Origin of the sequence: Neisseria macacae ATCC 33926 (genome assembly GCF_022749495.1) — a bacterium.
In the GTDB taxonomy this organism is placed as follows: domain Bacteria; phylum Pseudomonadota; class Gammaproteobacteria; order Burkholderiales; family Neisseriaceae; genus Neisseria; species Neisseria macacae.
Map to the genome: position 1 here is coordinate 1,459,988 of NZ_CP094241.1, position 20,440 is coordinate 1,480,427.

A 20,440-nucleotide genomic window follows, 5' to 3' on the forward strand; every position below is an offset into this window, starting at 1 on the left:
GGCAAACTGTTATGAACTTGAACAATAAAAGTTATGCACAGATTTTATAATAATAATTTCAATATAAAACATATAGATATTAAAAATTTTCTATCATAATAAAATTTTGCTATTGAGTTATCCACATTTGGGCCTATATTGGGTGTAACGAAATTCTAACCAAAGGAAACCAAAAAGATGAGATTCGACAAATTAACCGCCAAATTCCAACAAGCCCTTGCAGAAGCTCAGAGTTTGGCGTTGGCTGCGGACAGCAGCTATCTGGAAGCGGGCTTCGTACTGAAAGCCCTGCTTGACGATCAAAACAGCGGAGCCGCCGCGCTCTTGGCTCATGCGGGCGTGAACGTGCCGCAGGTGAAACAGCGTTTGCAGCAGCATTTAAACAGCCTGCCGAAAGTGTCCGGCCAGGGTGGCGATATTCTGCCCAGCCGCGAATTGCAGGCGGTGTTGAACCTGATGGACAAAGCGGCAACCAAACGCGGTGATGCCTATATCGCCAGCGAACTTTTCCTGCTCGCCTTGGTGCAGCAGAACGATGCAACCGGCAAAATCCTGAAAGAAGCCGGTGCGACCGAACAAAACATCAATGCCGCGATTGACGCGGTACGAGGAGGACAAAACGTGAACGATGCCAATGCTGAAGACCAACGCGATGCGCTGAAAAAATACACGCTCGACCTGACCCAGCGCGCCCGCGACGGCAAACTTGACCCCGTTATCGGCCGCGACGACGAAATCCGCCGCGCGATTCAAGTGCTGCAACGCCGCACCAAAAACAACCCTGTGCTCATCGGTGAACCGGGCGTGGGTAAAACCGCTATCGTCGAAGGCTTGGCGCAACGCATCGTCAACGGCGAAGTGCCCGAATCCCTGCGCAATAAACGTTTGCTGGTTTTGGATTTGGCGGCATTGATTGCCGGCGCGAAATACCGCGGCGAATTTGAGGAACGCTTGAAAGGCGTGTTGAACGACTTGGCGAAAGACGACGGCAACACCCTGATTTTCATCGACGAAATCCATACTTTGGTCGGCGCGGGCAAAACCGACGGCGCAATGGACGCGGGCAATATGCTGAAACCGGCTTTGGCGCGCGGCGAACTGCACTGCATCGGCGCGACCACTTTGGACGAATACCGCCAATACATCGAAAAAGACGCGGCACTCGAACGCCGCTTCCAAAAAGTATTGGTCGGCGAACCCAGCGTGGAAGACACCATCGCCATCCTGCGCGGTTTGCAGGAACGTTACGAAATCCACCACGGCATCGACATCACCGACCCCGCCATCGTTGCCGCCGCGGAATTGAGCGACCGCTACATCACCGACCGCTTTCTGCCCGACAAAGCGATTGATTTGATTGACGAAGCCGCCAGCCGCATCAAAATGGAGTTGGACAGCAAACCCGAGCAGATGGACAAACTCGACCGCCGCATTATCCAGCTCAAAATGGAAAAAATGCACGTTTCCAAAGAGAGCGATGACGCCAGCAAAAAACGTTTGGAACTGATAGACGAAGAAATCGACGGTTTGCAAAAAGAATACGCCGATTTGGACGAAATCTGGAAAGCCGAAAAAGCCGCGTCTTCCAGCACCGCCGACATCAAGAAACAGATGGACGACATCAAGGTCAAAATCGAGCAGGCCAAACGCCAAGGCGATTTTGCCCGTGCGTCCGAACTCGAATACGGCGAGTTACCGAAATTGGGTGCGCAGTTGCAAGCGGCGGAAAGCAACCCAGACGGCAAAAAACAAAACAAACTCTTCCGCACCGAAGTCGGCGCGGACGAAGTGGCCGAAATCGTATCGCGCATGACCGGTATCCCTGTGTCCAAAATGATGGAAGGCGAACGTGACAAGCTGCTGAAAATGGAAGAAGTATTGCACCGCCGCGTGGTCGGTCAAGACGAAGCCGTGCGCGCCGTGTCCGATGCCATCCGCCGCAGCCGTTCCGGCCTTGCCGATCCGAACAAACCTTACGGCAGCTTCCTGTTCTTAGGCCCGACCGGCGTGGGTAAAACCGAGTTGTGCAAAGCCTTGGCAGGTTTCCTGTTTGACAGCGAAGACCACCTCATCCGTATCGACATGTCCGAATACATGGAAAAACACGCCGTTGCACGCCTAATCGGCGCGCCTCCGGGCTATGTCGGCTACGAAGAGGGCGGTTACCTGACCGAACAAGTCCGCCGCAAACCGTACAGCGTGATTCTTTTGGACGAAGTGGAAAAAGCCCATCCCGACGTGTTCAACATCCTGCTGCAAGTATTGGATGACGGCCGCCTGACCGACGGACAAGGCCGCACCGTGGACTTCAAAAACACCGTCATCGTCATGACTTCCAACATCGGCAGCCAGCACATCCAACAAATGGGTACGCAGGACTACGAAGCCGTGAAAGAAGCGGTGATGGAAGAAGTGAAAGCCTACTTCCGCCCCGAAATGATCAACCGTATCGACGAAGTGGTCGTGTTCCACGGACTGAATCAGGAGAATATCCGCAACATCGCGAAAATCCAGCTCAAAGGTTTGGAAAAACGTTTGGAAGCGCAGCACCTGCACCTGAAAGTGGACGATGCCGCCTTGGATTTGATTGCCAAAGCCGGTTTCGACCCCGTGTACGGCGCACGCCCGCTCAAACGCGCCATCCAGTCGGAAATCGAAAACCCGCTGGCCAAAGCCCTGCTCGAAGGCAAATACGCGCCCGACAGCACGATTCATGTGAAAGAAGAGGGCGGCAAGCTGGTGTTTGCCTGATTTGAGTGTAGATTGAGATAAAGTGATGAAAAGGTCGTCTGAAAACTGTTGGCGCTAAGTCCACTGATTTCAGACGACCTTATTAGGTTATTGTTCAATTTATACGTTTTGTATCATAAGGTTTTCATATTAAAAGATATTACTTGTGATACCAAATTGTTGTTATCAAAAAATACAATTATCCGATTGTTATCATAATCTCCTTATTGAACAAATGATTTAATATGAACAATCTCTTCTAAATTTGCCTAACTAATCTTACTTGTATTGATAGCTGCCGGTAAGTTTTACAGTGTGGTTACATTATTAAGGTCGTCTGAAAAATGTTTTTCAGACGACCTTTTATCTATGTTTATCAAGCAGACTGTATCGGGATGATACGGTTTTGATTGCGTTTTGCACCGCCTTCGCAATAATTGACTTTGACGTATTCTTCGACAATCTCTAAGAATTCGGCTGCGATGTTGTCGCCTTTTAAAGTCACTTTGCGTTCTCCGTCAACATAAACCGGGGCAACAGGGGTTTCGCCGGTTCCGGGCAGGCTGATGCCGATGTCTGCCAGTTTGCTTTCGCCCGGCCCGTTAACAACGCAGCCCATGACGGCAACGTTTAAAGATTCCACACCGGGGTAAACAGTGCGCCATACGGTCATTTTTTGGCGCAGGTAATTTTGTACGTCTTGGGCAAGCTCTTGGAAGACTGTGCTGGTGGTGCGTCCGCAGCCCGGACAGGCGGTAACCATGGGGGTAAACGAGCGCAGTCCCATGGTTTGTAGAATTTCCTGACCGACGATGACTTCCTGCGTGCGCGAGCTGCCGGGTTCGGGAGTCAGGGAAATGCGGATGGTGTCGCCGATGCCTTCTTGAAGCAGTACGGCCAAGGCGGCAGTCGAAGCGACAATGCCTTTGCTGCCCATGCCTGCTTCCGTCAAGCCTAAGTGGAGCGGATATTGGCAGCGGCTACCCAGTTCGCGGTAAACCTGAATCAAATCTTGAACGGAGCTGACCTTGCACGACAAGATGATTTTGTTTTCAGGCAAACCTAATCGGACGGCTTTTTCAGCAGATTCCAACGCCGAAATAATCAAGGCTTCTTTCATGATTTCTTCGGGCGGTTTGGGCGATGAGGACGCCAGATTGGCATCCATCATGCGCTTGGCGAGGCTTTGGTCAAGCGAACCCCAGTTGACGCCGATACGGACGGCTTTGTCGTTTTTGGCGGCAGTCCGAATCATATAGGCAAATTTTTCATCGCCTTTTGCGCCTTTGCCGACATTGCCGGGGTTGATGCGGTATTTGGACAAGGCTTTGCCGCACTCGGGAAATTCCGCCAACAGACGTTCGCCATTGAAATGGAAGTCGCCAATCAGCGGGGTGGTGTAACCCATGTCGTCCAAACGCTGGCGGATTTCGGCAACTTTGGAGGCGGCTTCCGGGCTGTTAACGGTAATGCGCACCATCTCTGAACCTGCATCGCTCAATTCTTTGACTTGCAGGGCGGTTGCTTTAGCATCTGCGGTGTCGGTATTGGTCATCGATTGCACGACAACGGGAGCATCCGAACCGACGGTGAGATGATCGATTTGTACTTGATGGGTTTGGCGGCGTTTGGGTGTGTTCATCTTTATTTTTTTCCTGCTACAAAGGAAGCTGATTTTTCACCGGCAACCCGGTATTCTGCCAGATTGATGGTTGTCCCGCCATAATTGGCTTGTGCACCTGTGGCAATACCGATCCAGACATTGTAGGGCGCACCGCCTTTAAAACGCCTTTCGCTTCCTGCGGGAATGATCCGGCTGAAAATCATGGTACCTTTCTTGTCGGTGATAATCAGATTGCTTCGGTATTGGACTTTAATCCAAAGCTCGTCTGAATCGACTTTGACTTCAGGTGCGGATGCCGCTGCTTCGGATGCGGCGACACTTGAAGCTGCTTTTTCGGCATTGGATATTTCTTGTTTGCCGTTTTCTGCCATATTGGAAACGGCAACATTTTCTTTTTTCAAATCCGGCGTCTGCATACTGTTGCGTACTGCATCGCTGTTTTGCGCGACTTGTTGTTCGTTTTCATGATTGGACTTGCTTTGCCAAACATAAATACCGCCGCCAAGCAGGATGAGCGCCGCCATGCCCAAAACCCATTTGGGAAAACCGACTTTTTCACCATCTTGGTAGTTCAAGCCAGCATTTTGTTTGCGATCAACCAGATAGACATGGTCTTCTTCCGGCGCGGAAATGGCTTTCAGACGACCTGTAATGGTTGCTTCATCGATTTTCAACAGGCGGGCATAAGAACGCAGATAGCCCATAACGAAGACCAATCCTGAAAAGAAAGAATAGTCTCCTTTTTCAAGTGCTTCAATTTGTTCGGCAGACAGTTTCAACCGTCGTGCTACTTCGTCAATATCCCAACCTGATTTGTGTCTGAGTTGTCCCAGCTCATCACCCAATGATTTGGCAGCTTGAATGTCGTATTCGTTTTTCTTTTGATTTTCCATGTAGTTACTTACCTGTGGTTACTGCCTGTAATTGTTCCGAGTAGGGGAAGTTTGCCCTTAACTGGGCTTCGTATTCGTAGGCTGCCTGGCTATTGCCCAAAGCGGTCGCCAATTTCCAACCCAGCAGCAAATCATCTGCCTGCAAGACATCGACTTTGCTTTGGTATTGACGGAAATAATAGTCCGCTTCGTTTAAATTGCCTGCCAGCATTTTGGTTCTTGCCAATTCTTTAAACGCAGGCGGGAATTGGGGTTGCGCAGCCAAAGAGCGTTCGAGATAAGCTTCTGCCAGCGAATATTGACCCATCTTCGCGCTGCAAATGCCCTTGTTGAGGTTGGCGATAAACGGAGAAGGATAAGTCGGATCGGCCAGGGCTTTGTCAAAATAACTGATGGACTGGGCAGGATTATTCATCTCGCTGCACAAGAACCAGCCGTAGTTATTGTTGATTTCCGCATTGTCAGGTTTCAAAGATAGGGCTTTTTGGAAGCTTTCCTGCGCCTTTTCGCGCACTTTGAGATATTGATAGATTTGCGCGCGAACCAGCCATGCATCTTCATTGCTGCTGTCCGCTTTCAATGCCTCTTCAATGCTTACCGTTGCTTGACGGTAATCGCCCCCGCGCATGTATTCGATAGCCAACTGGGTTTTGATATTGGCGACCTGTGTCGCGCGTTCCGCTCTGCTTGGGCCTTTCGGGCCGGCACATGCGCCCAAAACCAAAGTTAAAATAATGGGTTGCCAAATGTTCAGTTTCATAATCAGCTCTGTTGTTCAACCAAAATCTGCTGCCATTTTTGTTGGCGGCGTGTTTTATCTTGTACTTGTCCTGCCAATTGACCGCAAGCTGCGTCAATATCGTCGCCACGCGTTTTGCGGACGGTTACCACGAATCCTGCCTGCTGCAAAATATCGCGGAAAACGCGGATATTTTCATTGGTAGATCGTTCGTAGCCGGAATTGGGGAAAGGATTGAACGGAATCAGATTGAATTTGCACGGTACGTCTTTTACCAGCTCAATCAGTTCGCGCGCATGCTGCGCCTTGTCGTTGACTCCGTCCAACATAACGTATTCAAAAGTAATGAAATCTCTTGGTGCTTTGACCAAATAGCGTTGACATGCCGCCATCAATTCTTTCAACGGATATTTTTTATTCAGCGGAACGATTTGGTCGCGCACTTCGTCGTTGGAAGCATGAAGGGATACTGCCAGCGCAACAGGCATCGCATCGCGCAGCCTGTCCATTTGCGGCACCATACCCGATGTGGAAACGGTAACGCGGCGGCGGCTGAGGCCGTAGCCATGATCGTCCAGCATGATGCTCAGCGCAGTAACGACATTTTCAAAGTTCGCCATTGGCTCACCCATGCCCATCATGACTACATTGGAAATCACGCGTTCGTTTTTCGGCGTAACGCCCATTGCTTTATTTGCCCACCACAGTTGCCCAATGATTTCGGCAGCGGTCAGATTACGGTTGAAACCTTGGCGGCCGGTAGAACAGAAGGTGCATTCCAATGCGCAGCCGACTTGAGAGGAAATACATAACGTACCGCGTTCTGCTTCGGGAATAAACACCGTTTCCACGCCGTTGCCCGTTCCTACATCCAACAGCCATTTGCGCGTCCCATCGGCGGATTCTTGCGCCATCATCAGTTTGGGCACATCCACGCTTGCCTGTTCGTTGAGTTTCAGGCGCAGGGATTTTGCCAAATCGGTCATTTCATCGAAACTTTGCGCACCGGCTTGGTGGATCCAGCGCATGACTTGTTTGGCGCGGAACGGTTTTTCGCCCATCTCGGCAAAATGATGGGTCAGTCCGTTTAAATCATAATTCAGCAGATTGGTTTTCATGTGGTTTATTTCTTGGTAAAGCTTTTAATAAAGGCTGTCGTGATAAATCTTGCAAATCCGGCGGATTAGTGCGTTGCATAGTGGGTTTGAACATGCACTGAATCTTGTTGAGCAAACAGCTTTTATTTCCAAGCTCCTTCTATCATATTTTCAGACGACCCCCATTTGAGAAAGGTCGTCTGAAAACAGATTGAGACAAACAATATCGACAAAACCGTCCAAACGACCGAACCGGTCGGACGTTCGAACGGCATCTATCGTTAACGCGGGCAGATTTCGCTTTGGCTGAAGAAGTAGGCAATCTCGATTGCTGCGTTTTCCAGACTGTCAGAGCCATGTACGGCGTTTACGCTGAGAGATTCGGCAAAATCGGCACGTATCGTACCGGGAGCGGCTTCCGCAGGATTGGTCGCGCCCATCAGTTCACGGTTTTTTGCAACGGCATTTTCACCTTCCAACACCTGAATCATGACAGGACCGCTGGTCATAAAGGCAACCAAGCTGTCGTAAAAAGGACGCTCTTTATGGACAGCATAAAACTCTTGGGCTTCGCGCACGCTGAGGTGCTTCATTTTGGCGGCGACAATACGCAGTCCGTTTTCTTCAAAACGGCTGTAAATTTTGCCGATTACATTTTTACCTACAGCATCGGGTTTAACGATGGAAATCGTGCGCTCAATAGCCATATTATGTCCTTGTTTTTATTGCATTGTACAATAGTCTGAGGTTGGGGAAAATGAACTGCTATTTTATCAAATTTCAGTTTACTTTGGGAAAAGCCGCTCTTTTTTCTTCTCCTGAATCTTATTTTTTCAACGTCAGATGCGGTTGTTCCAAATAAACTTCCGATTGCATTTCCACCATACGGCTGGCGGTACGGGTAAATTCTTCGGCGAAATCGCCTTCGACATAAATATCGTTTACGCCTACCGCGCTGGTGGCACAGAGTTTTACTCGGAAATCGTACAATACGTCAATCAGCCAAGTAAGACGGCGCGCTTCGGCTTTTTCCTGCGGCGTCAGACGTTCCAATCCTGATACGAACACCATTTCATAATGTTCGGCCAAATAGAGGTAATCGGCTTGCGAACGCGGACCAAAGCATAAAGCGCGGAAATCGAACCAAATGGCGCGCTCAGAATGGGCTTTGTGCGGAATTTCACGTCCGTGTATTACGCTGACACCGGGATTCAGTTCGGAAATTCCCGCCATTTCTTTAAACAAATCAACCAATTTCTGCTCGTTTTCTTCATTGTTGGGAACGAAGAAAATCTCAGCAGGACGTAAAGTACGCAGACGGTAGTCTTCCCCGCCATCAACATTTAAGACAGTCAGGCTGGATTCAATCAGCGCAATGGTCGGCAGAAAGCTGCTTCTGTTTTGACCTTGGGGATAAAGCTCGGACGGGGCATAGTTGGAAGTTGCCACCAAAACCACGCCTTCGCTCAACAAGTTTTCCAACAGGCGACCCAGAATCATCGCATCCGCAATATCGCTGACGTGAAATTCGTCAAAACACAATACGCGGGTCTCTTTGGCAATCTCGGCAGCAACTGCTTTTAAAGGGTTGGCTTCGCTTTTCAAGTCTTTCAAACGCTTATGGATTTCCGCCATAAAGGCATGAAAGTGGACACGGCGTTTGCGGCGGTATGGCAAGCAGCCGAAAAAAGCGTCCATCAAGAAACTTTTGCCGCGACCCACGCCGCCATAAAAATACAGACCTTTCGGCACTTGGGGAGAGCGCAGGCTGCGCCCTAGGAAACGATTGCGTTTGCGTTTGAACATCATCAGTTCCGTCCACAAACGATCCAAATATTCAATCGCCCGCGCCTGTGCTTCATCGCGGATGAAATTCGGTTGTTCGGCTGCAGCCTGATACCAAGTCAGCGGGCTGTGGTTTTCAAACGGAGGGGCGACAAACAGTTGACCTCTATCACTCATATCTGACCTTTATTATGTTTTTGGGTTTGACAATTATAGTGGATTAACTTTAAACCATTACGGCGTTGCCTCGCCTTAGCTCAAAGAGAACGATTCTCTAAGGTGCTGAAGCACCAAGTGAATCGGTTCCGTACTATCTGTACTGTCTGCGGCTTCGTCGCCTTGTCCTGATTTAAAGTTAATCCACTATACGTTTTATCAACGGGCAATCATTAAAAGAAACGTATTATAGATGATTTCAGACGACCCTATGAATTTTCCATTACAAATTCCGCCCAAATTACGAAAACAATAGAGAACCATATTTTCAGACAACAAAAACGCCGCATTTCTGCGGCGTTCGTTTACTCAGGTTTAGTTGGCATTTTCTTGTAAAGCCAAGTCCACACGTTCACGCAATTCCTTACCGGGCTTGAAGTGGGGGACGTGTTTTTCAGGCACTTCCACACGTTCGCCGGTTTTGGGGTTGCGGCCGATACGGGCCGGGCGATGGTTCAAATCGAAGCTGCCGAAACCACGGATTTCAATACGCTGACCGCGAGCCAGCGAGCGGGTCATGGTATCAACCAAAACCTTTACGCTGTATTCGACGTCTTTTGCCAGCAATTGGTTACCGTTTTTCTCGGCAAAAACTTCTGCCAAACGAACCATTAATTCAGACTTCGTCATGTCTGCAACCTTATTCTTGGTCGCCGGACAGTTTGGCTTTCAGCAAGTCGCCGAGGCTGGTAGTACCTGCGCTGGCGGTTGCAGCAGCGTTGACTGAATTCAGAGCTTCGCGGTTTTCTTTAGCGTCTTTGGCTTTAACAGACAGGCGGATGCTGCGGTTTTTGCGGTCGACGGTTACGATAACGGCTTCAACCTCGTCACCTTCTTTCAGTTTGGTGGTCAGGTCTTCAACGCGGTCGGCTGCGAATTCGGAAGCAGGCAGGTAGCCTTCCACTTCGTCAGACAGTGCAACAACAGCACCTTTGGCGTCAACAGATTTCACAGAACCTTTAACCAAAGAACCTTTGTCGTTTACGCTGATGAAGTTACCGAAAGGATCGCCTTCCAGTTGTTTGATGCCCAAAGAGATGCGCTCTTTGTCAACGTCGATTGCCAATACAACGGCTTCAACTTCTTCGCCTTTTTTGTATTTGCGTACAGCTTCTTCGCCGGCTTCAGTCCAAGACAGGTCGGACAGGTGAACCAGACCGTCGATACCGCCGGGCAGGCCTACGAATACGCCGAAGTCGGTGATGGATTTAACCGCACCGGAGATTTTGTCGCCTTTGTTGTGGTTGGCGGCAAATTCTTCCCAAGGATTGGCTTGGCATTGTTTCATGCCCAAAGAGATACGGCGGCGGTCTTCGTCGATTTCCAGAATCATGACTTCGACTTCGTCGCCCAATTGTACGACTTTGCTTGGGTGTACGTTTTTGTTGGTCCAGTCCATTTCGGAAACGTGTACCAAACCTTCGATACCTTGTTCGATTTCAACGAACGCACCGTAGTCGGTCAGGTTGGATACTTTACCGAACAGGCGGGTACCTTGTGGGTAACGACGGGTCAGGCCGCTCCAAGGATCTTCGCCCAATTGTTTCATACCCAGAGAAACACGTTGTTTGTCTTGGTCGAATTTCAGGACTTTGGCTTCAACTTCTTGACCGACTTCCAGAACTTCGCTCGGGTGTTTCACACGGCGCCATGCCAGGTCGGTGATGTGCAACAGGCCGTCGATGCCGCCCAAGTCAACGAATGCACCGTAGTCGGTGATGTTTTTAACGATACCTTTGATGATAGAGCCTTCTTGCAGATTTTCCAGCAGGGCTTTGCGCTCTTCACCCAAAGTAGCTTCCAGAACGGCACGGCGGGAAACCACGACGTTGTTGCGTTTTTTGTCCAGTTTGATGACTTTGAATTCGATTTCTTTGCCTTCAAAGTGGGAAGTGTCTTTAACGGGACGTACGTCAACCAAAGAACCCGGCAGGAATGCGCGGATGCTGTTGATCATAACGGTCAGGCCGCCTTTGACTTTGCCATTGATAACGCCGGACAGGATGTCGCCGTTTTCCATCGCTTCTTCCAAAGCGATCCAGTCGGCAGCACGTTTGGCTTTTTCGCGGGACAGTTTGGTTTCGCCGAAGCCGTTTTCAACGGATTCGATGGTAACGGTAACGAAATCACCAACTTTAACTTCAATCTCGCCCTGAGCGTTTTTGAATTCAGCAACGTCAATCAGAGATTCTGATTTCAGACCTGCATTAACGGTAACGAAGTTTTGATCGATTGCCACGACTTCGGCAGTAATCACCTCACCCGGGTTCATTTCTTGCAGGGTAAAGCTTTCTTCAAGCAACTGGGCAAAATTTTCCATAGTCATATATACTCTTTTCGGTACACCGCCAAGGGGTGCGGGGTAGGTTGGAGAATGCCTGCCGCCCTTGGCACGGCAGGCTTTGAAAATAAATATTTCAGACGACCTTCGGATGCTCCAAAGGTCGTCTGAAACAAAACGCAGGGATTATACCCTAAATTTCAAACTTTATGATACCAATCAAGCACTTTTTTTACAGCTTCTTCGATACTCAGCCCACCCGTATCCAAAAGCTCCGCGTCGGGAAGCTGCTTTAAGGGCGCAACGCTGCGGCGGCGGTCCGCTTCATCGCGTGCCTCGATGTCCGACAAAATCCGTTCAAATTCCAAGCCTTCGCATGGAATGCCGATTTGTTTGGCGCGGCGTTCCGCCCGTATTTTCGCACCTGCGGTCAGAAAAACCTTTAACGCCGCATCGGGGAAAACAACCGAACCCATATCGCGCCCGTCGGCGACCAAACCTTTTCCCGTTAGAAAATCACGCTGCCGCTGCAAAAGCGCGGCACGCACTTTTGGCAACTGCGCCACCGCAGAAGCGCCCATGCCGATGGCTTCGCTGCGGATTTGTCCCGAAACGTCTTCATCATCCAAAAAAACCTGCGTGCCTTCAAAGCGGGCGGGCAGATTTTCCGCTAACGCGGCAACCGCCTCTTCATCGCTCCATTCCACATCCCGTTTCTTCGCGTACAGCGCGGTCAGGCGGTATAACGCGCCGGAGTCCAGATAATCGAACCCTAAAGCCTGAGCGACACGGGAAGCGACCGTTCCTTTTCCCGATGCACTGGGTCCGTCTATGGCGATGACTTTTTGTTTGGTATTCATATTTTGGCTTTCTGAAATAATGCAGGAGGTCGTCTGAAAGGACGTATCAGGCAGGCATTATATAGATAATTATTTAATAATGAGAACCGAGGTCGTCTGAAAAAGCGTTTCAGACGACCTCTGGTGTCAATTGGAGCTTGGATATAAACCTGACTTTATTTGTTATTATTTCGTTTGGGTAATTCAGATGAAGATTTGGCAGGTTAGGAGTAGGGCAGTTCAGTTTTGTTTTCAGGGGCTTGGTATATTTAATGGGTTGTTTGTAAATTAATGTTCATTTATGGGGTGAAACTGTATAATTCCCGCCGTTTGAATTGATTTGACGAGGCTTTTTGATGAACCAGCTTAAATTGGCGGTTTCCGGCGCGCAGATTTTGTTTGTGGCGTTCGGGGCGATGGTGCTTGTTCCGCTATTGACCGGACTGAATCCTTCTTTGGCACTTTTGGGGGCGGGTATCGGTACGCTGCTCTTTCAAATAGTCACCAAACGTAAAGTGCCGATTTTCCTCGGTTCTTCTTTTGCCTTTATTGCGCCGATTATCTACTCCATTAAAACATGGGGCCTGCCTTCGACCATGTTCGGGCTGTTTGCGGCGGGTTTTATGTATTTTGTATTTGCCGCGCTGATTAAATGGCGCGGGCTGGCTACGGTCAACCGGCTGCTGCCGCCTGTGGTTATCGGGCCTGTGATTATGGTTATCGGTTTGTCTGTCGCTGCGGCCGCAAGTGAAATGGCAATGGGTAAATCCGGCGGAAACCAAGTGGTCGGCTATGCGGATGCACTGATTTTGTCGGGCTTTACGTTTGCCGTTACGGTGGTTGTGTCGGTTTTCGGCAGCCGCATGATGAAACTGGTTCCGATTTTAATCGGCGTGGCCGCAGGCTATATTTTGGCTTTGGTGATGGGCTTGGTGGATACTGCCACCATCGCGGCTGCGCCGTGGTTTGCCGTACCACATTTTGAAACACCGCAAGTCAACTGGCAGGCAGCGCTGTTTATGCTGCCCGTCGCCATCGCGCCCGCCATCGAACACATCGGCGGCATCATGGCCATCGGCAATGTAACGGGCAACAACTACACCAAAGACCCGGGTTTGGATAAAACGCTGGCTGGCGACGGATTGGGCGTATGCGTGGCAGGTTTGATCGGTGGTCCACCGGTAACGACTTATGGCGAGGTAACGGGCGCGGTGATGATTACGAAAAACAGCAATCCGGTCATTATGACTTGGGCGGCAATTTTCGCTATCGCTATGGCGTTTTTCGGCAAATTCAATGCTTTCCTCGCTTCCATCCCTCTGCCCGTAATGGGCGGTATCATGCTGCTTTTGTTCGGCACGATTGCTTCTTTGGGCATTAAAACGCTGGTAGATGCAAAAGTGGATTTGATGCAGCCGAAAAATCTGGTGATTGTTAGCTCGGTTCTGACGGTTGGCGTCGGCGGCATGGCGGTTCATGTCGGTACGTTGAGTTTTGCCGGCGTCGGTTTGTGCGCCATTTTGGCAATCGTATTGAACTTCTTGCTACCGGATCCGAAGACGGAAAGTTGATTTGGCATTGCCGCCGATAAGGTAAAAAGGTCGTCTGAAATGGGGAATGCCTTGATTTCAGACGACCTTTTTTAGCAAAAAGATTTGATGTTGGAAAAAATAATATAGTGGATTAACTTTAAACCAGTACGGCGTTGCCTCGCCTTAGCTCAAAGAGAACGATTCTCTAAGGTGCTGAAGCACCAAGTGAATCGGTTCCGTACTATCTGTACTGTCTGCGGCTTCGTCGCCTTGTCCTGATTTAAAGTTAATCCACTATAATAGGTCGTCTAAAACGATATTCTTGCCATATAGATATATTGATATGTTAATATCCTATTTTTATTAAACAGGAATAGTAACCATGTTGCACAAAATCGGGATCATGAGCGCGTTGATTTTAGGTCTTGCCATGCCGGCCGCTGCCGAATGTTTGATTGAAAAAGACAGTATCGCAGGAATTAAATTAGGGCAGAACTTAAAGCAGGTAAAACATAAATTCCCGAAGGCGAAAATGGAGAGAGAAAGCGATCCCGAAGGTGTGGCGTATGTTGCCATTACACTGTCTAAAGACGTCATGGTTATCACCCATCAAGATGGAGACGACGATCCTGATGCTCCTATAAAACTCCATAAAAAAATTGATTCTTTGGAGACCTACTCTCCCGCCTGTCACACGGCTTCGGGGGTACACCCGGGCATGAAGATCAAAGATGCAGAAGCCAAGCTGGGCAAAGTCAAAGAAGTCCACCTATCAGCAATCGAATCGCGTGAATACGCAATATTTACCCGTCAACCAAAACATTTTACATTTGAAGTGGAACGTGGAACAGGGATTTATCCGGGCAAAGGTGAAGCGCCGAATCAAACTCGGCGTTACCGTAAAACACGACATATCAGTTTGATTTCTGTATCTAAATATAACTGAAGAGTAAGGTATTGGGCAGAAAGCTCACAAAGCCGGCTACGAAATAGAAAGGCTTTGGTATGTTTCAACCGGCTAAAAGCTCTGACAGACCATCGTCCAGACGGCTATGGATTTGAACAACCGCCGCCTTGCCATTCTTAGCTATCGATTCCGTTACACCAGACAGGTCGTCTGAAAACAGGATTTCCGTTTTCAGACGACCTTTTTGATGCTTACCTGCCTTAACCATTTATAGTGGATTAAATTTAAATCAGGACAAGGCAACGAAGCCGCAGACAGTACAGATAGTACGGAACCGATTCACTTGGTGCTTCAGCACCTTAGAGAATCCTTCTCTTTGAGCTAAGGCGAGGCAACGCCGTACTGGTTTAAAGTTAATCCACTATATTTGTGCAACTAGAGTATTGAATCTATGCCTTCCGCCCTTATAAATAGCAAATACGGCATAATGATTAACATGATAAAGACGGAAGAACAACGATATGGCAGAAAAAACCTATTACGAAATTCTCGGCGTGGACAAAACCGCCGACGCCGACACCATTAAAAAGGCCTACCGCAAACTGGTACGCAAATACCATCCCGACGTCAGCAAAGAACCTGACGCCGCCGAGCGCACCGCCGAAATCAACACAGCCTACGAAACCTTATCCGACCGTGAAAAGCGTGCCGAATACGACGAATTGCTGGCCAACCCCTACGGCCGCAGCGCAGGCGGCAATCCGTTCGGCGGCGCGCAATCCGGCGGCTTCCGCTACGAATACCGCGGAGGCGAACCTTTCGGTGCGGGCGATTTCAATTTTGAAGATTTGTTTGCCGGCTTCGGCCGCAGTCAGAGACAGGCGCACGCAAGGCCGGACGGTCCGATTAAAGGCGAAGACCAGCACGCCGAACTGAGTATCGATATTTACGCCGCTTATGTCGGCGCGGAGCGCTCATTAAGCCTGAACGTACCGACCGTGGACGAATACGGCCGCGTCGGTTATCAGACCAAAACCTTAAACGTCAAAATTCCCAAAGGCATTACCGAAGGCCAGCAAATCCGTTTGGCGGGACAGGGCCTGCCCGGCCACAACGGCGGCGCAAACGGCGATTTGTATCTGAAAATCAAGTTCCACGACAAACCCGATTTATACGTTAAAAACAAAAAAGACGTATACCAGACCATAGACGTCAAGCCTTGGGAAGCCGTATTGGGTGGCAAAATCATCGTTCCCACCGCAGCGGGACGTTTGCAGGTCAACCTGCCCGCCAACAGCCAAAACGGTAAAAGCATACGCCTGAAAGGCAAAGGCATTCCGGCCAAAGAAGCGGGCGATTTGTACCTCAACATCCGCATCAACGTTCCCAAGGCCGAAAGCGAAGCCGACCGCGCCGCATGGGCGCAGCTTGCCGCCCACTTTGACGGCAAAAGCGCATCAAACTGAAAGGACAAACCATGACGCAACACACCGACATTACCCTGACTTTCGAAGAAATCCTCGCTGCCAGCCGCTGCCGCCGCGATTGGCTGCTGGAGCTGATAGAGGAAGAAATCATCAGCGTAAACGGCCGGCCGGAACAAACTTTGTACAGCGGCTTCCAACTCGCCCGCATCCGCCGCGCCCAGCGCCTGAGCCGCGACTTCGATGCCGGCATTCCCGCGCTCGGCCTGATTATGCGCCTGCTGGACGAAGTGGAAGAATTGCGCAAGGCACAGCGGCCTTTATCCCTTCTGGATGAAGGCAAATAGCGGTCAACAAAAGAAGGCCGTCTGAAAAACAGTTTTCAGACGACCTTTTTTCAATACGGGAAACGAAAATGGCTGAGAATACTGCCGATGATTTGAACCTTGCCGCCGCACAAGCGGCCGGGCATTTGCTGGAGCGTTGCGTACCGGAGCATGCTGCGGTGCTGACGCCTTATGTGTTGCGGCTGTTTGCTGCTTTGCAGAACGGGCATTCGTTTGTTTGGCTGGATGAGGGCGAGGCGGAGGAATTGGCGGGATTGGCGCCGACGGTCGGGCAGGGCGCGTCGCCGTTGGTGTTGCAGGGCAGAAAGTTGTTTTTGGGGCGGATGTGGCAGCTCGAGCATGATTTGGCGGCTGAAATCAAGAGTTTGGCGGAGGCGGAAGTCGAGCCTGTGGATTGGATGAGCGCGTCGCAAAACTTGTCCGGTTGGTTTGCCGACAAAGGCAGCGAAGGGCAGCGGGATGCGGCGGGGCTTGCCCTGCTTCAAGCGTTTATGCTGATTACGGGCGGGCCGGGTACGGGCAAGACGACGACTGTGGCGAAACTTTTGGGGCTGGTTTGCACCAACTCTGCCACGCGCCTGCCGCGTATCGCTCTGGCCGCACCGACGGGCAAGGCGGCGGCGCATATGGCACGCGCGCTGCATCGGGCGGTGGATGGTTTCGAGATGCCGGATGCGGTACGCAATCATTTGTCCGCGCTGGAAGGGCAGACGGTTCACCGCCTTTTGAAACTGCGCCCGCCGCAAATGCTGCCTGCGTTTGACGGCAGCCGCCCGCTGCCTTTGGATGTGTTGGTGGTGGATGAGGCTTCGATGTTGGATGTTTCCCTGCTGCTTCACTTGCTGCGTGCGATTCCGTCGGGCTGCCGCGTGATTTTTTTGGGCGACGAGTTCCAACTGCCCTCGGTCGGCGTCGGCGCGGTATTGGCGGCGTTGTCGAGACAGACGGTTTTGGATAAGGAGACGGCGGAGCAACTGAGTATTTATCTGCCGGAACACGGTTTCCCCGTGGAGGAAAATCCGCCGGCTTTGTCGCAAAACGTCGCGCAACTGAAGGTCAGCCACCGTTTCGGCGCAGACAGCGGCATCGGCTGTCTGGCTAGGGCGGTCGTATCGGGCAAGAGCGGGGAAGGTTGGGCGCAGTTTGCCTTGTTCCCCGACGAGCTGGAAATCCGCGAAGGTCGTCTGAAACAGCAGGCGGAGCTGCTTTACCGCAAACACGAAAAATACTGGCAGGCAGTCGATAAAAACGATGTGGCACTGGCGTTCGGACACGCGGCGGATGTGGTCGTTTTGGCGGCATGGCGGCAGGACGCGGAGGCGTTCAACGAAGAGTATTGCCGTTATCTGCAACGCAAACATCGGGCGGGCGCGGATACGCCGTGGTTCGCGGGACAAATCATCATGATTGCGCGCAACGACTATACGCTGGAAGTGTTCAACGGCGATATCGGGCTGATTATGCCCGATGCGGAATCGGCGAACGGCTTGGCGGCATATTTTCCGAATGCGGACGGTTTCAAAAAAATCGCCATCAGCCGCCTGCCGCAGTTTGATTCCGCGTTCGCCATGACTGTGCATAAAAGCCAGGGTTCGGAATATCGGGAAGTCTGGCTGCTGCCGCCGTCGGGGAAAATAGAGCAGGGCGGGGATGACGCGCTGTCGGGCTTAAACAATGCGCTGCTTTACACCGCCATCACCCGCGCACGGGAACGCTTCGTCTTTTGGGGAAATGAAGAGCAATGGCGGTTGGCGGTGGAAACCCGCAAAACCCGCCGCACGGCATTGGGCGACATCTTGGACGCGATGTTCGTACCGAAAGCTTGAATCAAACCCTAAAGGTCGTCTGAAAACGAAACGGATGCTGCCGAGAGTTTTCAGACGACCTTTCTCTATTGATGTGTGTCAAAATCAGTTTGGAAATAAGCATAATACTCTAAATCTTCTTGACGGTTTGTGCCGTCTTTCATAGGATTACAGCCGTTCGATTACAAAAATTAGTAAATTTCTAACAAATATTGATTAGGAATTTTTGTTAAAAATACCTTTTACCCTTCAATCGGAGATTGGCATGAACATCCAAAAAAACTTTGCCGTTGTATGCGCTGCCTTGGCGGCATTACCCACCGCATTTGCAGAAACCGCTAGCGTAGAGCGCGATGCCGCCGCATTGGCAACGACGAGCGATTACGTCAATTCGGGCAGCGTCATCCGCAAAGACGAAGACAAAATCAGTATTTTCAACGATTTGCTGACCGTAAACGGCACATTCCGCGTCCGTGCCGACACCAAAGACATCAATGCCAACAACAGCAGCACCAATCCCACGCCCGACGCCTCCAATACCAATTTCAACGCCGAATTCTGGTTGCGCGCCAAACTTTATAAAGACTGGAAACTGGTGACCCAAATCGAACCCAACATCGACTTGAAAACCGGCAAATTCAACGGCGACCATGATGTTCCCGTAAACAAACTGTATGCTGAAGGCTCGATTACCGAAGGCATCAAAGCCCGCGTCGGTAAATTCGGCGCATTCTCTTCCTACGGCCGTGTCTGGGATACGGAAGTAACCGGCGGAGAAATCTTCTTTGACAACAAAACCCTACCCACCAAAATCTATGCTGGCCGCCGTACCGGCAGCCTCAACGACAACGTATGGGGCATAGGCGGCCGCCGCAAACACTTCGCCGCCATTCAAAGCAGCCTGCCGATTAACGAAAACATCAACGTCGGCGCAACCGTCAGCTACATGAAAGACATAGACGTGCGCGGCGCGAAGAAAAACGCCGTCTTCGGCGAAATCGGCGCGGATGTCAAATTCAACGACGATTGGCGTTGGATGGCGGCAGTCAGCAAGTCCAACATCAAAGCCTATAACGACGCAGGACAAAAAATCAAAAACGACGGCGTGTTCACCGAAGTCCGCTACAAACTCGCCGACTGGAAAGTCCGCAATTCCTACGACGTCTTCCTGAACTACCGCCGCGTCGGCGCACTTTCGGGCGTATCTTCCGTACAAGACTACAGCAAAAACGTACAAGGCGTACAAGTCGGCGCGACCTACGTTCCTTGGAAAAACTGGAAAGTGTCAGGCTTTTACTTGGCGGGTAAACAAGTTACCCCGACTGCCGGCTCAAGCAGACAAGACGTCAACGTCTTGCGCGGTCAGGTGGAATACAAATTCTAAGCCGTTTGGATAAAGGTTTTGTAGAAACGAAAAAACAGGCAGGGAAAACCTGCCTGTTTTTTTTTGTTTTGGTCGTCTGAAAGTTATTTCAAACGATCTATCGGCATATATTGCTCTGTACGTACCTTACAGGCTATGGCTTACTAAAAATATATTTTTCCTCTAGTTGAGTTTTATCTTGTTTCAGGAAAAAATTTTTTCTATATGCAGATAAACTATTTTGATTAGCCACAGAATATTGCTCTTCATGACTACCGTCATCTTCCCAATAACAAATAGCACAAACATCATAGTTCGATTTACTAGATAAAGTATAGAAATAACAGCATGGGCATTTTACTTTTTGATCTATCTCATCTCCAACGACTTTTATTTCTGCAGATCGAATGATACTTACATTCTTCGCTAAAAACTTATTATTTAAAATCGAATTTTTATGTTTCAAACCTAAGATAACTACAGGATCAAAAAAATCACTATAAAATTCTATATCATCAAAATCATGTGTACTCAAGTAACTTATAAGTTCTTTATTCAAATATTCAGGGTCAGACTCGTAGGAATACCAAAAATCTAAAAGAATATTCATCTTTTCTGACTTAGATATTGCATTAATCTGATACTCAGATAAAAATTTTATGGCTTCTTTTCTAGTCATAATAAAACCTTAAATACTGAGGTTTGCATATCGTTCTTCAAACGAACTTTACTTATCCTTCTGCTTAAACCATTATAAACGGATAAGACGGCTTTACAGTTTTTGGGATTTAACCAAATTAAAACTCATGTACAAAAGGTCGTCTGAAAACCTGTTTTCAGACGACCTTTTGCTTTTCT

At 49.8% G+C, this 20,440-nt stretch carries 17 protein-coding genes and 1 pseudogene; 7 read left to right on the forward strand and 11 right to left on the reverse strand.

Features of this window, described 5'->3' with window-relative positions; all coding sequences use genetic code 11:
- Window positions 1-177: 177 nt before the first annotated feature.
- A complete protein-coding gene (gene clpB / locus MON40_RS07070) occupies window positions 178-2,751 on the forward strand; it encodes an ATP-dependent chaperone ClpB (protein WP_003778743.1) in 2,574 nt (857 codons plus the stop codon).
- 355 nt (window positions 2,752-3,106) lie between these two features.
- Here the strand turns inward: clpB and ispG are convergent, their stop codons facing one another.
- The 10 genes and pseudogenes from ispG to cmk form a co-directional block, all read right to left on the reverse strand.
- Window positions 3,107-4,372, reverse strand: coding sequence for a flavodoxin-dependent (E)-4-hydroxy-3-methylbut-2-enyl-diphosphate synthase (gene ispG, locus MON40_RS07075; protein ID WP_003778748.1), 1,266 nt, complete (start codon window positions 4,370-4,372; stop codon window positions 3,107-3,109).
- A gap of 2 nt (window positions 4,373-4,374) precedes the next feature.
- Entirely contained in the window at window positions 4,375-5,247 is an 873-nt protein-coding gene (locus tag MON40_RS07080; protein ID WP_003778752.1) for a helix-turn-helix domain-containing protein, read from the reverse strand.
- A gap of 4 nt (window positions 5,248-5,251) precedes the next feature.
- On the reverse strand, window positions 5,252-6,007 hold the full coding sequence (gene pilW, locus MON40_RS07085) for a type IV pilus biogenesis/stability protein PilW (protein WP_003759214.1): 756 nt from the start codon (window positions 6,005-6,007) through the stop codon (window positions 5,252-5,254).
- Between the two features lie 2 nt (window positions 6,008-6,009).
- Window positions 6,010-7,104 (reverse strand): dual-specificity RNA methyltransferase RlmN, encoded by a 1,095-nt coding sequence (gene rlmN, locus MON40_RS07090; RefSeq protein WP_003778755.1) that lies wholly within the window; start codon window positions 7,102-7,104, stop codon window positions 6,010-6,012.
- Window positions 7,105-7,364: 260 nt separating this feature from the next.
- Window positions 7,365-7,790, reverse strand: a complete 426-nt coding sequence (gene ndk, locus MON40_RS07095; protein ID WP_003759208.1) for a nucleoside-diphosphate kinase — start codon at window positions 7,788-7,790, stop codon at window positions 7,365-7,367.
- A 118-nt stretch (window positions 7,791-7,908) separates the two neighbouring features.
- The gene (gene zapE / locus MON40_RS07100) at window positions 7,909-9,045 is read right to left on the reverse strand and encodes a cell division protein ZapE (RefSeq protein ID WP_003778759.1); all 1,137 of its coding nucleotides are present in this window, start codon (window positions 9,043-9,045) and stop codon (window positions 7,909-7,911) included.
- A 128-nt stretch (window positions 9,046-9,173) separates the two neighbouring features.
- A pseudogene (locus tag MON40_RS13545) lies at window positions 9,174-9,236 on the reverse strand (transposase); the annotation flags it as partial.
- Between the two features lie 163 nt (window positions 9,237-9,399).
- Entirely contained in the window at window positions 9,400-9,714 is a 315-nt protein-coding gene (locus MON40_RS07105; protein WP_003744632.1) for an integration host factor subunit beta, read from the reverse strand.
- Window positions 9,715-9,724: 10 nt separating this feature from the next.
- Window positions 9,725-11,410: a 30S ribosomal protein S1 gene (gene rpsA, locus MON40_RS07110; RefSeq protein ID WP_003759201.1), complete on the reverse strand. Its 1,686-nt coding sequence runs from the start codon at window positions 11,408-11,410 to the stop codon at window positions 9,725-9,727.
- 155 nt (window positions 11,411-11,565) lie between these two features.
- Window positions 11,566-12,225, reverse strand: a complete 660-nt coding sequence (gene cmk, locus MON40_RS07115; RefSeq protein ID WP_003778764.1) for a (d)CMP kinase — start codon at window positions 12,223-12,225, stop codon at window positions 11,566-11,568.
- A 335-nt stretch (window positions 12,226-12,560) separates the two neighbouring features.
- On the opposite strand from cmk, the gene MON40_RS07120 reads away from it, so the two are divergent.
- From MON40_RS07120 to MON40_RS07145, 6 genes are all read left to right on the forward strand, one after another.
- Window positions 12,561-13,775 carry a uracil-xanthine permease family protein gene (locus MON40_RS07120; RefSeq protein WP_003778766.1) on the forward strand — a complete coding sequence of 405 codons (1,215 nt, stop codon included), beginning with the start codon at window positions 12,561-12,563 and terminating at the stop codon, window positions 13,773-13,775.
- Between the two features lie 343 nt (window positions 13,776-14,118).
- Window positions 14,119-14,682 carry a hypothetical protein gene (locus tag MON40_RS07125; protein WP_242925831.1) on the forward strand — a complete coding sequence of 188 codons (564 nt, stop codon included), beginning with the start codon at window positions 14,119-14,121 and terminating at the stop codon, window positions 14,680-14,682.
- A gap of 482 nt (window positions 14,683-15,164) precedes the next feature.
- Window positions 15,165-16,109: a DnaJ C-terminal domain-containing protein gene (locus MON40_RS07130; RefSeq protein WP_003778770.1), complete on the forward strand. Its 945-nt coding sequence runs from the start codon at window positions 15,165-15,167 to the stop codon at window positions 16,107-16,109.
- Between the two features lie 11 nt (window positions 16,110-16,120).
- Complete coding sequence (locus tag MON40_RS07135) at window positions 16,121-16,414, forward strand: chaperone modulator CbpM (RefSeq protein WP_003778771.1); 294 nt, start codon at window positions 16,121-16,123, stop codon at window positions 16,412-16,414.
- Between the two features lie 68 nt (window positions 16,415-16,482).
- A complete protein-coding gene (gene recD, locus MON40_RS07140; RefSeq protein WP_003778772.1) occupies window positions 16,483-18,240 on the forward strand; it encodes an exodeoxyribonuclease V subunit alpha in 1,758 nt (585 codons plus the stop codon).
- Between the two features lie 244 nt (window positions 18,241-18,484).
- Complete coding sequence (locus MON40_RS07145; protein ID WP_003778773.1) at window positions 18,485-19,603, forward strand: hypothetical protein; 1,119 nt, start codon at window positions 18,485-18,487, stop codon at window positions 19,601-19,603.
- Window positions 19,604-19,736: 133 nt separating this feature from the next.
- Here the strand turns inward: MON40_RS07145 and MON40_RS07150 are convergent, their stop codons facing one another.
- A complete protein-coding gene (locus MON40_RS07150; RefSeq protein ID WP_003778774.1) occupies window positions 19,737-20,261 on the reverse strand; it encodes a CPCC family cysteine-rich protein in 525 nt (174 codons plus the stop codon).
- Window positions 20,262-20,440: the final 179 nt, after the last annotated feature.

What these genes read in the sequence shown, in the direction of transcription:
- clpB (WP_003778743.1), top strand. Translation starts at nt 178, where the DNA reads ATGAGATTCGACAAATTAACCGCCAAATTCCAACAAGCCCTTGCAGAA.
- ispG (WP_003778748.1), bottom strand. Translation starts at nt 4,372, where the DNA reads ATGAACACACCCAAACGCCGCCAAACCCATCAAGTACAAATCGATCAT.
- MON40_RS07080 (WP_003778752.1), bottom strand. Translation starts at nt 5,247, where the DNA reads ATGGAAAATCAAAAGAAAAACGAATACGACATTCAAGCTGCCAAATCA.
- pilW (WP_003759214.1), bottom strand. Translation starts at nt 6,007, where the DNA reads ATGAAACTGAACATTTGGCAACCCATTATTTTAACTTTGGTTTTGGGC.
- rlmN (WP_003778755.1), bottom strand. Translation starts at nt 7,104, where the DNA reads ATGAAAACCAATCTGCTGAATTATGATTTAAACGGACTGACCCATCAT.
- ndk (WP_003759208.1), bottom strand. Translation starts at nt 7,790, where the DNA reads ATGGCTATTGAGCGCACGATTTCCATCGTTAAACCCGATGCTGTAGGT.
- zapE (WP_003778759.1), bottom strand. Translation starts at nt 9,045, where the DNA reads ATGAGTGATAGAGGTCAACTGTTTGTCGCCCCTCCGTTTGAAAACCAC.
- MON40_RS07105 (WP_003744632.1), bottom strand. Translation starts at nt 9,714, where the DNA reads ATGACGAAGTCTGAATTAATGGTTCGTTTGGCAGAAGTTTTTGCCGAG.
- rpsA (WP_003759201.1), bottom strand. Translation starts at nt 11,410, where the DNA reads ATGACTATGGAAAATTTTGCCCAGTTGCTTGAAGAAAGCTTTACCCTG.
- cmk (WP_003778764.1), bottom strand. Translation starts at nt 12,225, where the DNA reads ATGAATACCAAACAAAAAGTCATCGCCATAGACGGACCCAGTGCATCG.
- MON40_RS07120 (WP_003778766.1), top strand. Translation starts at nt 12,561, where the DNA reads ATGAACCAGCTTAAATTGGCGGTTTCCGGCGCGCAGATTTTGTTTGTG.
- MON40_RS07125 (WP_242925831.1), top strand. Translation starts at nt 14,119, where the DNA reads ATGTTGCACAAAATCGGGATCATGAGCGCGTTGATTTTAGGTCTTGCC.
- MON40_RS07130 (WP_003778770.1), top strand. Translation starts at nt 15,165, where the DNA reads ATGGCAGAAAAAACCTATTACGAAATTCTCGGCGTGGACAAAACCGCC.
- MON40_RS07135 (WP_003778771.1), top strand. Translation starts at nt 16,121, where the DNA reads ATGACGCAACACACCGACATTACCCTGACTTTCGAAGAAATCCTCGCT.
- recD (WP_003778772.1), top strand. Translation starts at nt 16,483, where the DNA reads ATGGCTGAGAATACTGCCGATGATTTGAACCTTGCCGCCGCACAAGCG.
- MON40_RS07145 (WP_003778773.1), top strand. Translation starts at nt 18,485, where the DNA reads ATGAACATCCAAAAAAACTTTGCCGTTGTATGCGCTGCCTTGGCGGCA.
- MON40_RS07150 (WP_003778774.1), bottom strand. Translation starts at nt 20,261, where the DNA reads ATGACTAGAAAAGAAGCCATAAAATTTTTATCTGAGTATCAGATTAAT.